We start from the raw sequence: 12,121 nt of genomic DNA, 5'->3' as shown, positions 1-12,121 counted from the left end.
TGTACTTGCAATGACGGGTGATACTTTAATGCTTTTAAATGATTTCTTAAAACATTATAATATACCCAAAAAGGGGTATTTCAAGGAGAAAATATTAAGTCTATTTTTAAAAAATACTTAGAAAAGTATTTAAATACCGAACCTAAACCCTATCAATATATAACTTAGCCATCTGCCCTGAACAGCAAATGGCTTTTTTATTTATATAGAAGTTTCAATTAATCGCTACCGACTATCTTAAAGTAGCATAATTATAAAACTGCAACCTGCCAGTGCCTTGTACGGTAATAGTTTTTGTTTCAGTTGCCCCCTGAGCGTTTTTGAGCGTAATACGTACCTGGTTATCTCCTTTTTGCAAAGGGACCCGTGCGTAAGAAATATAAGCAGGCAGGCTTTGCCAGTTGCGGGTATCGGCCTTTTCAGATAGCAGGCTGTATAGCTGGATACCGTAACCAAGCCCTTCCAATAACCCGTTGGTTTTACCATCGCTTTTGGCGGCGGCGCGTATTGAATACTCGGCTATCTTTTTCACCGCAAGGCGCGACAGGATCCCGCTCATTTCTTTTAAAGCACGCTGTTGTAATGTTTTAAATGCCAGCTCATTGATATCTTCCGCCTTAACTAATGACGCATCCTGGTTATTAACTGAGACACTTGCGCTTGAATAGTATGGCGTTTGCGCAACATACTTAGGAAATGCTACCCGCAGACTTTCAACTGATTTGGTATTTACCCTGTTCCTGTCGCCATCGTAGTTAAAAGGAATTACCAAACCTCCGGCAGCATCGGTAAAAAACAAATCGCCGTTACTGTTACGGATGAGACTAAAGAACAGATCGACCTGTGTTTTTACCGGGGCAAGACCGTTCTCCCAAAAAAGAATCAGCTCCCCACCTTCTGATGGTTTTACAGGTTCATATTTAATGCCAAAGGTTGTTTCAAACTGATCAGCTTCAGTTGTAAAGCCGTTTAGCTTTGCGGTCCGAATTACATCTTCTTCCAGTTCAACGGGCATTGGGGTACCGTAATAAGTTTTATCAGGACTTTTAAGATAGATCTCGGCAGCGTTCCTGTACGATATAAATGCATTGTTTACATCATTGTTGCTTTCATACAGCATCCCCTGCAGTATCAGCGAAAACGCATCGTTTGAATAACGGCTATCTTTATTATTATACTTGTCACCCTGTTCCTGAGCCTGTAAAGTAATGCGGCGGGCTTCGACAATGGCATCCTCTGTTTTATTCAGGTACAAATAATTGAGTGCCTTATAATAATGGATCATGAACTTTTCAAAATCCTCGCCTTTATACCGCTGCGATGCAGAGTTAAGCAAAACGCCAACAGCAGCATCCGATGCGCTGGTCAAGCCTTCATCAAGCAACTGGTCGGCCTGGTTAAAGTAGTTATTGCTATTTTCGTATTCGCCTTTTAAATGGCAAATCCTCCCCTTCTCCATCAGGTACAGGAGCTTATTTCGGGGCTTTTGAATCAGGCTGTTATTATCAAGCTCCTTCTCAGCCTGTGGATAATTACCGGCAGATACATTTTTATAGTAAGGTGCAACGCTTTGATTATAGGTTGAACACGCCGATAAAAAAAGCATCAGCCCGATAAAAGAAAATACCCGGAGAATATGCGTACGTAAGTTGACCATTATTAAATGCAAACTGCCCCGAACACAGGCATACCATGTTCAGGGCAATGATGTTTACCAGCTTTAGTTTTTAACGTATTTGGCAATTTTCTTTTCGCCTATCCAAACCACTTCATTTGTTTGGATATTGGTAAGCTCCAGATTTACCTGGTAGTAAACAACTTTTTGGCGTTTGTGCGAATCAACTATTGAATTGATTGAACCCTGCAGTATATAATCGGCACCGTTTTCCAGGCCAAATTTTTTCATGCTCGAAACTGTAGCATTTGTTTGCTGATCGGCCTTTTCGGCACGTAACTCATCACGTTTTTTACCGCCCTGTACCAAGCGTACTTTTTGCGACTGGATGAATGAGCTTTCAATATCGGTTAAGAATGTTTCGGCATCAATATGTTCGTGGCTTTTATTTTGAACAAAGCCCACTATAACTACCGGGCGTTTACCCTGGTGCTCGTTAACGTGAGTATCAATCCAGTTAGCACCTAAAATTTTGCCGGTAAGCTCATCGGCTGCCATTCGTGCATCACTGTTATTCCAGTTGCCGCTAACATCAATAGTTTGGTCGGTGCTAACGCGTGTAACCTGCCTTGAACATGAGGCTATAAAAATCCCTGAAACTGCTATTGCAGCAACTGTTAAAATCCTGTTAAATTTCATTTGTAGTATATTATAAATTATGATGTGTTAGATTGAATGCTGCTTAATTTGTTACCAGCCAAAGCCGATGCCGATGCTTGTACGGCCACCCCAGCGGCCACCATAATAGCCGCCCCAGCGATTGCCCCATCCATAGTTTGAAAATGGCGAATAAGAGTAGCCGCCATATAAGCCCCATGACGGTGAATAATCATAATATCCGTTCATGCGTTCCTCATGCCGCCACGCGCGGTTTTGGCGGCGGCGTTCCAGTTTGGCTTCATACCAATCGTAAGCTTTGTAAGTATTTTGTATGGTTACCCCGTGCAGGCTGTTCAGGGTATCGGCAACCCTGATATATTTTGCCTGGCTTTCCATGTAGCGTGGGTTTTGATCAGCAACCAACGATGCAGTTTCCTGGGCTTTTGCGGCGCCGCTAAATAAACCGCCTAAAAGCATCAAGCCTATAATAAAGATATTCCTTTTCATTGCGCTTAATTTAATAAGTAAAGTTACGTAAAATGCACTCCAAATATTACACAGGCGCCGGGCGTAAACCGTTAAATTATGTTAATCGGGAACTTTTTTACTTAATTATGAATTGCAGCAACACCATACAGCTTTTTTAACCGTGAAAATCGCCTGTATCACTGTCACCATCGGTCATGACGGCGCGTCATGATGATATATTTTAATACATTTAACATCATGAAAAAATCAACCTATACCCTGTTCATTATTGGCTTGGCCGCAATGCTGCCTGCCTTCGCTGCAAATGCGCAAACCAACGCCTTTAAACCAAAAGATCAGCAGTTATATAACACCATTGCACACATGGATAGTGTAATGTTCAACGCCTTTAACAGTCGTAATTTGGAAGTAATGAAAACACTGTTTGCACCCGACGTTGAATTTTATAACGATGGTAAAGGCCTAACCGGTTATGATGCAACCATCGCCGGCTTTAAAGGGATTTTCGAGAACAAACAAGCCGCCGACCTGCGCCGCGACCTCCTTAAAGAAACGCTTGAGGTTTACCCCATGCCCGGCTTTGGCGCTATTGAAATGGGAACTCATCGTTTCACTCATACCGAAAACGGACAACCGGTAATAGGCCTGATGAAATTTGTACACGTTTGGAAGTATAAGGATGGGCAGTGGAAAGTGACGAGGGTAGTAAGCGTGGGGCATTAGGATGCTACGGGTCCAACAAGGATTTTTCAATTCCCCGCTCAAGAGCAGGAGTGTTGCATTCTACTATAATTTGCAGGTTCAAACGCCGCGCTTAAACCTGCAATTGCGCTATTTCTAACTAATCTTTAATACCCACCCTCAAATCTCTTCAATACGAACTCACATTACTATAATCAACATTAGTTACGCCGCTGTAGTCGGGCACAAAAGTATTCTCGCTGCTGATGGCCATATCAAACTCAAACGATGCCGGATAAGGTGTGTTCAACAAGCTGCCTTTGGGAATGTAAGGGAACAGCTCGCCATAAGTCAGGATCTGGCTGTGGTTAACACGACGGTAAATATACATGCGGTGCAGGTCGCAGGGTTTGGTTAAGCCGGCGGCACCTATCATTTGGATGGCGCTGCCCACGGTTTGCCGGTGGAAGTTAGCCACACGTACTTTTTTATCATCCACTACCAGGCCCTTCATCAGGCTTTTATCCTGCGTAGCCACACCGGTTGGGCAGGTATTCGTATTGCATTCCAGCGCCTGGATGCAGCCAAGGGCGAACATCATGCCACGCGCGCTGTTGCACATATCGGCACCGAGGGCAAAATTCTTTACCAGGTCAAAACCCGTAGCTACTTTTCCGGATGCTATAAGCTTGATATGTTTTTTAAGGTCGAAACCGGTCAGCGCATCATAAACAAAAGCCAAAGCCTCGCGCAATGGCATCCCTACCGAGTTACTGAACTCAAGCGGGGCAGCGCCGGTGCCGCCTTCTCCCCCGTCAACAGTAATAAAATCGGGAGTAATGCCTGTTTTGACCATAGCCTTGCAAATAGCTAAAAACTCGCTTTTATGACCAACACACAATTTAAACCCGACAGGCTTTCCGCCTGAAAGGTCCCGAAGCTTTTGAATAAATACCATCAACTCCAATGGATTGGTGAACGCGGTATGGTATGGCGGCGATACCACGTCCTCCCCCATTTCTACCAGCCTGATCCGTGCAATTTCGGGCGTTACCTTGGCAGCGGGCAATATCCCTCCATGACCAGGCTTTGCCCCTTGCGACAGCTTGATCTCGATCATTTTAACCTGTGGTAAAACAGCGCGTTCGGCAAAGGCATCGTAGTTTATAGTACCATCCTTATGGCGGCAACTGAAATAGCCGGTGCCTATTTGCCAGATGATATCGCCACCCGGCTGCAGGTGATAATCGCTCAGACCGCCTTCGCCGGTATTGTGGGCAAAGTTGTCCAATCTGGCCCCGCCATTTAAGGCGAGGATTGCGTTCATACTCAATGAACCAAAACTCATGGCCGAAATATTGAACACACTGGCCATATATGGTTGCTTACAGGCCGGTCCGCCTACTTTTACGCGCGGATCCATATTTAATTTATGGTGATCAATTGCTGCAATGCTATGGTTAAGCCATTCGTAACCGTTATCATAAACATCAAGCTCGGTACCGAAGGGCCGGGTATCATCAACCATTTTAGCGCGCTGATAAACCACACTCCTGTTTTGGCGATTGAAAGGCGTGCCGTTGGTATCGCTTTCAATGAAGTACTGGTATATTTTAGGTCTCAACTCCTCCATCAGGTACCGCAGATGACCAAACACCGGATAATTGCGTACAATGCTATGCTTAGGCTGCACCATATCATAAAAACCGAGAAGATAAACAGGCCCCATGAACAGGAATGACCATACCGCCGGCGGCCAGATAATGCTCCAGGCAGTAAGCATGCTAAATATGATGAAGAACGAAACAACAAAGAGCTTTCTCATGGACGGTTAATTTTATATGAAGCGGCTATTAAGTTTTATAAAAATAGATTTATAATTTAAACAATAGGCCAAATTTGTGGTTAAGAAACTTACTCAATGTCGTTTTAAAGTCACAAAATAAAATTAGATGTTTAAACATCTAATTTGTACTTATATTTGTATCAACAAAAAAGAAATAAAAATCATGGCAACAGAAACAGCAACAAAATGGGTTATCGACCCTATGCACTCAGAAGTACAATTTAAAGTTAAACACCTGGTTATTTCAACCGTAAGCGGTTTTTTCAAAAGCTTTAACGGTGAGTTAATAACTGATAACGATGATTTTGAAAATGCTGAAATTGATTTCTCATTAGATATCAACAGCATTGATACCAACCAGACACAACGCGACGAGCACTTAAAATCAGCCGAATTTTTCGACGCTGAAAAATATCCTCAGATCACTTTCAAATCAACTTCATTTACCAAAACTGATGATGAAGAGTATGAATTGAAAGGTAACCTTACTATTAAAGATCAAACCAAACCGGTAACCCTCGACGTAGAATTTGGCGGCTCCGCAGCTGATTTTTATGGCAATACTAAAGCTGGTTTCGAGATCAGCGGTAAAATTAACCGTAAAGATTTCGGTTTAACATGGGACGGCGTAACCGAAGCCGGTTCAATTGTAGTTGGCGAAGACATTAAATTGTTGATCAACATCCAGTTTACCAAACAAGCTTAATTGTTTTAATACTGTTGCTGTGTTTTAACATTTAAAATGCCGCTGTTGTTAAAGGATCCAAACAACACGGCATTGTTGAAGCGGCAAACAGGTTAAAATTAATGATAGAAAAAGCCATTCGTTTAACGCGAATGGCTTTTTGGTTGTAGCTTCCAACCAAACTTACGAAGTTTTGAAAACTTGGTAAGTTTTCTTCATACACCATAATAACATGATTTTAAGCGTGTTTTAGCGCCGTTATTAAACTAAGTAGCGCTATATTTGTTCTTATACTTATGTTAATTAAAATATATCCCGAAAACCCTAATCCTAAAGCTATTGAGCAGGTGGTTGAAGTGTTAAAGAAAGGCGGTTTGATCATTTACCCTACCGATACCATTTATGGTTTGGGATGCGATATCACCAATCACCGAGCCATCGAGGCTATTTGCAAAATCAGAAACATCAAACCCGAAAAAGCTAATTTCTCGTTCATTTGTTACGATCTGAGCCATATTTCTGATTACATCAAACCCATTGATAATACAACCTTCCGCGTATTGAAAAAGGCTTTGCCCGGGCCGTTTACATTTATATTCAATGCCAGCCATATGGTGCCCAAAATGCTCAGCTCCAACAAAAAAACAGTCGGTATCAGGGTACCAGACAATAATATAGCCCGCGAAATTGTGCGTGTATTAGGTAATCCTATTCTCTCAACGTCTATCCGCGATGATGACGATATTGTTGAATATTCAACCGATCCGGAACTGATCCACGAGAAGTATGAAGACCTGGTGGATATTGTAATAGATGGCGGTTATGGCGACAACATCCCATCAACCATAGTTGACTGCACTACCGGCGACTTTGATATCGTGCGTGAAGGTAAAGGTGATTTGGAGTTGTATTTGTAAGGAAAGTTTGATAGCGCTATAAACAATTCGTCATGCTGAACTTGTTTCAGCACCCCACAGGATAATTAGGCGATTTGCTAATCATAGGGCTTAGCACGTGAGGTGTTGAAACAAGTTCAACATGACGAAATTTTATTTTTGAAAGATTGGATACCTGGAAACCCTTACGGCCTTATCCCCTTTACAAACCCATCAATCTTATCCATATAACCTTCCTCGCCTAAAAGCTTTACAAATTTGCTACCTATAATTGCCCCGTTGGCATAATCACACGCTTTAGCAAAGCTGCCGCTGTCAGTAATACCAAAACCAATAATAGTTGGATTCTTCAGCTCCATCGCGGTAATGCGTTTGTAATATTCTTCAACGCTATCACTCAGTTTCAGGTTATAGCCGGTTATTGTTGATGACGACAGCAGGTAGATAAAACTGTTGCTCAGATCATCAATTTGGCGGATGCGTTCTTCAGATGTTTGCGGGGTTACCAGGAATATGTTGCTCAGGCCGTTATCGATAAAATATGACGAGTACATTTTTTCATATTCATAGATCGGCAGATCGGGTACAATAATACCGTCAACACCTACTTCGGCAGCCTTTTTACAAAACCGTTCAACACCATACTGTGCAATGGGATTAAAATAGCCCATAAGCAAAATAGGAATGCTTACCCTACTGCGCAGTTCGGCCAACTCTTCAAACAAAACCTTAAGGCTCATGCCGTTTTCCAAAGCACACTCTGAACTGTGCTGAATAGTTGGCCCATCGGCCACCGGATCAGAATACGGGAATCCGATCTCCAGGAAATCGGCACCTGATTTTTCAAGGGCTTCGGCAATATCAACCGTAGTATTCAATGCAGGATAACCCGCTGTAAAATAAATGGATAGCAGGTTGTTGTTTTTTGATGCAAAAAGCTTTTTTAAACGGTTCATTGTATGTTATTTGTCGATGGACGATAGACCACAGTCCATAGTTTGTTAGTATCTTATTGTCGATATTGGCATCCGGCACGGCTATGGTCTATGGACCATCAACTATGAACCAATTAATAGCCGAAATAGTTAATATAAGTATCCAGGTCCTTATCTCCCCTACCCGAAATGCAGATCACCACATTATCGGTAGGTTCAAACTTCATTTTCTCCAATTGAGCCAAAGCATGAGCCGTTTCAATGGCCGGGATAATGCCTTCCAACTGGCAGCAAAGCAAGCCTGCCTGCAAAGCCTCATCATCTGTAATGCTTACGTACTCGCCGCGATGGCTTTTAAATAAATGCGCGTGCTGCGGACCAATACCCGGGTAATCCAAACCTGCCGAAATAGAGTAAGGTTCAACAACCTGTCCGTCTTCGGTTTGCATTAAGATGGTACGGCTACCGTGCAATACACCTTCATTTCCCAAAGCCGTTGTAGCTGCAGATTCACCGCTATTAACACCTTTACCGGCAGCTTCAACGGCCACCAGTTTCACGCTTTCATCATCCAGGAAATGATAAAACATCCCCATGGCATTGCTGCCGCCGCCTACGCAGGCCAATACGTATTGTGGTAGTTCGCTGCCTGTATGCTCTACAAGCTGTTTTTTTGTTTCAGCAGAGATAATAGACTGAAAACGCGCAACCATATCAGGGTATGGATACGGACCAACTACCGAACCTATGATATAATGCGTATCAACAGGGTTGCCTATCCAGTCGCGCAGGGCCTCGTTAGTAGCATCTTTTAATGTTTTACTGCCAGATGTTGCCGGTATCACAGTAGCGCCCAGCATTTTCATGCGCGATACGTTAGGTGCCTGGCGGGCCATATCAATTTCACCCATATAAACCACGCATTCAATACCCATCAGCGCGCATACGGTAGCTGTTGCTACACCATGCTGTCCGGCACCGGTTTCGGCTATGATGCGTTTTTTGCCGAGGCGTTTGGCCAGCAGGATCTGCCCTATGGCATTATTGATCTTGTGCGAACCTGTATGGTTCAGATCTTCGCGTTTAAAGAAGATGTTGGCTCCGTATTTTTCCGAATATCTTTTAGCATGATATAAAGGAGAAGGGCGGCCTACGTAATTCTTAAGCAGATCATCAAATTCGGCTTTAAAACCATCATCATTTATGATATTGAGGTATTGCAGCCTTAATTCCTCTACGTTAGGGTATAGCATTTCGGGGATATATGCTCCTCCAAAATCGCCATAATAACCTTGCTCGTTAACTCCGTATTTCATCTGTTGTGTTTTATTTTTGATGATGTTAAATGCCTCTTCTAATTTTTCGATATTCTTCAAACCCGGTTCAATTTCAAACTTGCTGTTAAGGTCAACCCCGTAAAATTGAGGATGGCTGATTGTTTTAACCTCTGCTATGTTTTCAAGTCCCACCCCTCCCGATAAAAAGAAAGGAATTTCCTGTTTATATTGATCAAGAATAGCCCAGTCAAACGTTTTGCCCGAGCCGCCATACTCCTTTGTTTTGGTATCGAACAGGAAAAGATCGACATTGTTGGCATACTCTTTTAGCTGTTCAAAATCAAAACCCTCATTAAGGCCAAAGGCTTTGATCACCGTTACACGGCCCTTAAAACCTCCACAAAACTCAGGGCTTTCATCGCCATGCAGTTGAATGGCATTAAAACCATATTCGGCAATCAGCTGTTCAATATTTTCGGCGCTTTCATTTACAAAAACACCGGTTTTTTGAATGGAAGCGGGTATAGCTCGCAACGCATTAACAGGCAGACCAACCACATATCGGGGCGATTTTCCGTAGAAAATAAAACCCACGTAATCGGGCTGTAAGGCGATAACCGCTTCAATATTTTCAGGATGTTTTAAACCGCAAACCTTTATTTTCATGGCTTAGTTTTGTAATAAAGTATTAAAGCTTTTCAGCGCCTTTTTACCAAGCAGCGCTTCTTCGGCTTCATAAAAACAATCGCCAAAAGTTTTTTCGGAGCCAATGGTTTTAATAGCCAGCGCAGCATTAGCCAATACTACGTTATTTTGAGCCGGGGTACCATCGCCCTTAAGTACATTACTGAATATAGCTGCAGAAGCCTCAACAGTGTCGCCACCGATGATCTCTTTAGGATCGAGCAATTCAAAACCCAGATCTTCAACACTGTTGATTTTTTCACCGTCTGCCGAAAAGGTCTTAAAATCGCAGGTTAATGAGATTTCGTCATAACCCTCCAGCGCGTTTATAATGGTATATTTTGTAGTTGATTTTTGATAAAGATAAGCATATACCCGGGCAAGCTCCAGGTTAAACACTCCTACCAACTGGTTATCGGGCTTGGCAGGGTTAACCAGGGGCCCCAGCATGTTGAAGAAGGTTTTAACGCCAAGTTCCCTGCGGATAGGTGCCACGGTTTTCATAGCCGGGTGAAACAACGGCGCATGCAAAAAACAGATGTTAGCTTCATCCGTACTGCGTTTCAGTTTATCCATATCATTGGTAAACTGGTAGCCCAGGTATTCCATCACGTTTGATGAACCGCAGCCCGATGATACCCCGTAATTACCATGTTTGGCCACTTTGTACCCTGCACCCGCAACAACAAATGAAGCAAGCGTAGAGATGTTAAAGGTATCCTTACCATCGCCTCCTGTACCGCAAAGATCAATAAGGCCTTCGGTTTCCAGGTCAACAGGCAGGCAAAGCTCCAGCATTGCATCACGAAAGCCTTCCAGTTCTTCAACGGTAATGCTTCGCATACAATACGCCGTCATGAACGCTGCCATTTGCGCGTTGTTGTACTTACCCTGCGCAATGTTCATCAAAATACTTTTAGATTGTTCCCTGCTAAAGGTTTTGTGTTCAAAAAGATGATTCAGTATCTGTTTCATTTGCCCCCCAACCCCCTAAAGGGGGAGTTAATATGCATAATTAGTAATTCCGTCTTCTTCCCCCTTTCGCTAATCACTCCCCCTTTAGGGGGTCGGGGGGCGGCATAAAAAAAGGGTTGCCGTATGGCAACCCTTTTTGAATATATCTTTTAAACAAACATGGAATTGCCTTACGATTACTCGTTAAGCCACCACCAATTGTTGTTTAATTTTGTCATTGTTACTTGTTGGCACAAATATGTAAATAGTTTTTATAAAAACAAACAGAACAGTACATTTATTGAATTATTGATTTACTGAATTATTGAATTTAGCTACTAAATTAGCAGAAGATCAAAGCAAACTGTCAACATTTTATAAAAATCGATAATTCAATAACTCAATAATTCAGTAATTAGCTCCATGGCTATACATAAAGAGAAAATAAATCCGGAAGATGATCTTGGCTTTGGTACCCAGCCGGTTATTAAAAGCCAGCCGGTTATAAATAAGGATGGTTCTATCAACGTAAAACGTACCGGCCTTCCATTTTTTACTACATCAAACAACTACCACTCGCTCATCACCATGAGCTGGCGAAAGTTTTGGGTCATTGTTTTTAGCTGCTATTTTATTGTAAACATTATTTTCGCACTCATTTATTTTTCGTTAGGCCCCGATGTGCTGGACGGCAAAAGCGGCAATACCGATTTTGACCGTTTTATGGATGCCTTCTTTTTTTCGGCGCAAACTATATCAACTGTAGGTTATGGCCATATCAGTCCCAGAGGTATGATCCCCAATACCATTGCAGCGCTCGAATCCATGATGGGCCTGCTGGCTTTTGCTTTGGCCACAGGTTTACTTTACGGTCGCTTTTCGCGCCCTTCGGCCAAGATCATGTATAGCCGTAACGTACTTATTGCCCCCTATCGTGATGGCGGTAAAGGTTTGATGTTTCGCCTGGCCAACGAACGCAGAAATATCCTCATCGACCTGGAAATGGAAGTAGTTTTCAGTTATAACGATGAAGAGAACGGCAAAACAGTACGTAAATTTTTTCAGCTCGAACTGGAACGGAAACTGGTTAGCATCCTCACCCTGAACTGGACAGTAGTTCATCCGCTTGATGAAAACAGCCCGATTAAAGATATCACGCCAGAGGAACTCGAACGCAGGCAAGCCGGCCTTTCGGTTATCCTGAAAACTTTTGACGATACCTTTTCACAAACCATCCACTCCCGTACTTCATATCAGTATGACGATTTTGTATGGGGCGCTAAATTTAAACCCGCCTTTGAACGTGACGAAACAGGCCGCGTTGTTCTGGACCTGAGCAGGATTAGTGCGTATGACATCGTTCATTAGGTCATTGCGTCATTAAGTCATTGACTTTTCG

12 protein-coding genes and 1 pseudogene are annotated in these 12,121 nt (G+C 42.8%); 4 read left to right on the top strand and 9 right to left on the bottom strand.

Annotation, left to right across the window (positions count from 1 at the left end; genetic code table 11):
- Window positions 1-232: 232 nt before the first annotated feature.
- The 3 genes from SNE26_RS03120 to SNE26_RS03110 all read right to left on the bottom strand — a co-directional run bounded on the left by SNE26_RS03120 (window position 233) and on the right by SNE26_RS03110 (window position 2,782).
- Window positions 233-1,657, bottom strand: a complete 1,425-nt coding sequence (locus SNE26_RS03120) for a hypothetical protein (RefSeq protein ID WP_321557918.1) — start codon at window positions 1,655-1,657, stop codon at window positions 233-235.
- Between the two features lie 63 nt (window positions 1,658-1,720).
- A complete protein-coding gene (locus SNE26_RS03115; RefSeq protein WP_321557917.1) occupies window positions 1,721-2,314 on the bottom strand; it encodes a penicillin-binding protein activator LpoB in 594 nt (197 codons plus the stop codon).
- Between the two features lie 51 nt (window positions 2,315-2,365).
- Window positions 2,366-2,782: a hypothetical protein gene (locus SNE26_RS03110; protein ID WP_321557916.1), complete on the bottom strand. Its 417-nt coding sequence runs from the start codon at window positions 2,780-2,782 to the stop codon at window positions 2,366-2,368.
- 219 nt (window positions 2,783-3,001) lie between these two features.
- On the opposite strand from SNE26_RS03110, the gene SNE26_RS03105 reads away from it, so the two are divergent.
- A complete protein-coding gene (locus tag SNE26_RS03105) occupies window positions 3,002-3,487 on the top strand; it encodes a nuclear transport factor 2 family protein (protein ID WP_321557915.1) in 486 nt (161 codons plus the stop codon).
- A 148-nt stretch (window positions 3,488-3,635) separates the two neighbouring features.
- Here SNE26_RS03105 and SNE26_RS03100 read toward each other — a convergent pair whose 3' ends face one another.
- Complete coding sequence (locus SNE26_RS03100; protein WP_321557914.1) at window positions 3,636-5,270, bottom strand: FMN-binding glutamate synthase family protein; 1,635 nt, start codon at window positions 5,268-5,270, stop codon at window positions 3,636-3,638.
- A gap of 184 nt (window positions 5,271-5,454) precedes the next feature.
- Here SNE26_RS03100 and SNE26_RS03095 point away from each other — a divergent pair, with 184 nt between their 5' ends.
- Complete coding sequence (locus SNE26_RS03095) at window positions 5,455-5,997, top strand: YceI family protein (RefSeq protein WP_321557913.1); 543 nt, start codon at window positions 5,455-5,457, stop codon at window positions 5,995-5,997.
- 31 nt (window positions 5,998-6,028) lie between these two features.
- Here the strand turns inward: SNE26_RS03095 and SNE26_RS03090 are convergent, their stop codons facing one another.
- Complete coding sequence (locus SNE26_RS03090) at window positions 6,029-6,202, bottom strand: hypothetical protein (protein ID WP_321557912.1); 174 nt, start codon at window positions 6,200-6,202, stop codon at window positions 6,029-6,031.
- A 70-nt stretch (window positions 6,203-6,272) separates the two neighbouring features.
- Between SNE26_RS03090 and SNE26_RS03085 the strand changes: the two genes are divergently transcribed.
- The gene (locus SNE26_RS03085) at window positions 6,273-6,893 is read left to right on the top strand and encodes an L-threonylcarbamoyladenylate synthase (protein ID WP_176628334.1); all 621 of its coding nucleotides are present in this window, start codon (window positions 6,273-6,275) and stop codon (window positions 6,891-6,893) included.
- Between the two features lie 164 nt (window positions 6,894-7,057).
- Here SNE26_RS03085 and trpA read toward each other — a convergent pair whose 3' ends face one another.
- From trpA to trpD, 4 genes and pseudogenes are all read right to left on the bottom strand, one after another.
- A complete protein-coding gene (gene trpA, locus SNE26_RS03080) occupies window positions 7,058-7,828 on the bottom strand; it encodes a tryptophan synthase subunit alpha (RefSeq protein ID WP_321557911.1) in 771 nt (256 codons plus the stop codon).
- A gap of 113 nt (window positions 7,829-7,941) precedes the next feature.
- A complete protein-coding gene (trpB, locus tag SNE26_RS03075) occupies window positions 7,942-9,123 on the bottom strand; it encodes a tryptophan synthase subunit beta (RefSeq protein WP_321560019.1) in 1,182 nt (393 codons plus the stop codon).
- Between the two features lie 39 nt (window positions 9,124-9,162).
- Window positions 9,163-9,750: pseudogene (locus SNE26_RS03070) on the bottom strand (phosphoribosylanthranilate isomerase); the annotation flags it as partial.
- A 3-nt stretch (window positions 9,751-9,753) separates the two neighbouring features.
- Window positions 9,754-10,743: an anthranilate phosphoribosyltransferase gene (gene trpD / locus SNE26_RS03065; RefSeq protein ID WP_321557910.1), complete on the bottom strand. Its 990-nt coding sequence runs from the start codon at window positions 10,741-10,743 to the stop codon at window positions 9,754-9,756.
- Between the two features lie 402 nt (window positions 10,744-11,145).
- On the opposite strand from trpD, the gene SNE26_RS03060 reads away from it, so the two are divergent.
- A complete protein-coding gene (locus SNE26_RS03060) occupies window positions 11,146-12,090 on the top strand; it encodes an ion channel (RefSeq protein ID WP_321557909.1) in 945 nt (314 codons plus the stop codon).
- Window positions 12,091-12,121: the final 31 nt, after the last annotated feature.

Origin of the sequence: Mucilaginibacter sp. cycad4, assembly GCF_034263275.1 — a bacterium.
Lineage (GTDB): Bacteria > Bacteroidota > Bacteroidia > Sphingobacteriales > Sphingobacteriaceae > Mucilaginibacter.
This window is presented reverse-complemented; position numbering and strand designations above follow the sequence as displayed.

Excerpts from the sequence above, each read along its gene's own strand:
- SNE26_RS03115 (WP_321557917.1), bottom strand. The coding sequence starts at position 2,314 with ATGAAATTTAACAGGATTTTAACAGTTGCTGCAATAGCAGTTTCAGGG.
- SNE26_RS03105 (WP_321557915.1), top strand. The coding sequence starts at position 3,002 with ATGAAAAAATCAACCTATACCCTGTTCATTATTGGCTTGGCCGCAATG.
- trpA (WP_321557911.1), bottom strand. The coding sequence starts at position 7,828 with ATGAACCGTTTAAAAAAGCTTTTTGCATCAAAAAACAACAACCTGCTA.
- trpB (WP_321560019.1), bottom strand. The coding sequence starts at position 9,123 with ATGAAATACGGAGTTAACGAGCAAGGTTATTATGGCGATTTTGGAGGA.
- SNE26_RS03120 (WP_321557918.1), bottom strand. The coding sequence starts at position 1,657 with ATGGTCAACTTACGTACGCATATTCTCCGGGTATTTTCTTTTATCGGG.
- SNE26_RS03110 (WP_321557916.1), bottom strand. The coding sequence starts at position 2,782 with ATGAAAAGGAATATCTTTATTATAGGCTTGATGCTTTTAGGCGGTTTA.
- SNE26_RS03090 (WP_321557912.1), bottom strand. The coding sequence starts at position 6,202 with ATGGTGTATGAAGAAAACTTACCAAGTTTTCAAAACTTCGTAAGTTTG.
- SNE26_RS03060 (WP_321557909.1), top strand. The coding sequence starts at position 11,146 with ATGGCTATACATAAAGAGAAAATAAATCCGGAAGATGATCTTGGCTTT.
- SNE26_RS03085 (WP_176628334.1), top strand. The coding sequence starts at position 6,273 with ATGTTAATTAAAATATATCCCGAAAACCCTAATCCTAAAGCTATTGAG.
- SNE26_RS03100 (WP_321557914.1), bottom strand. The coding sequence starts at position 5,270 with ATGAGAAAGCTCTTTGTTGTTTCGTTCTTCATCATATTTAGCATGCTT.
- SNE26_RS03095 (WP_321557913.1), top strand. The coding sequence starts at position 5,455 with ATGGCAACAGAAACAGCAACAAAATGGGTTATCGACCCTATGCACTCA.
- trpD (WP_321557910.1), bottom strand. The coding sequence starts at position 10,743 with ATGAAACAGATACTGAATCATCTTTTTGAACACAAAACCTTTAGCAGG.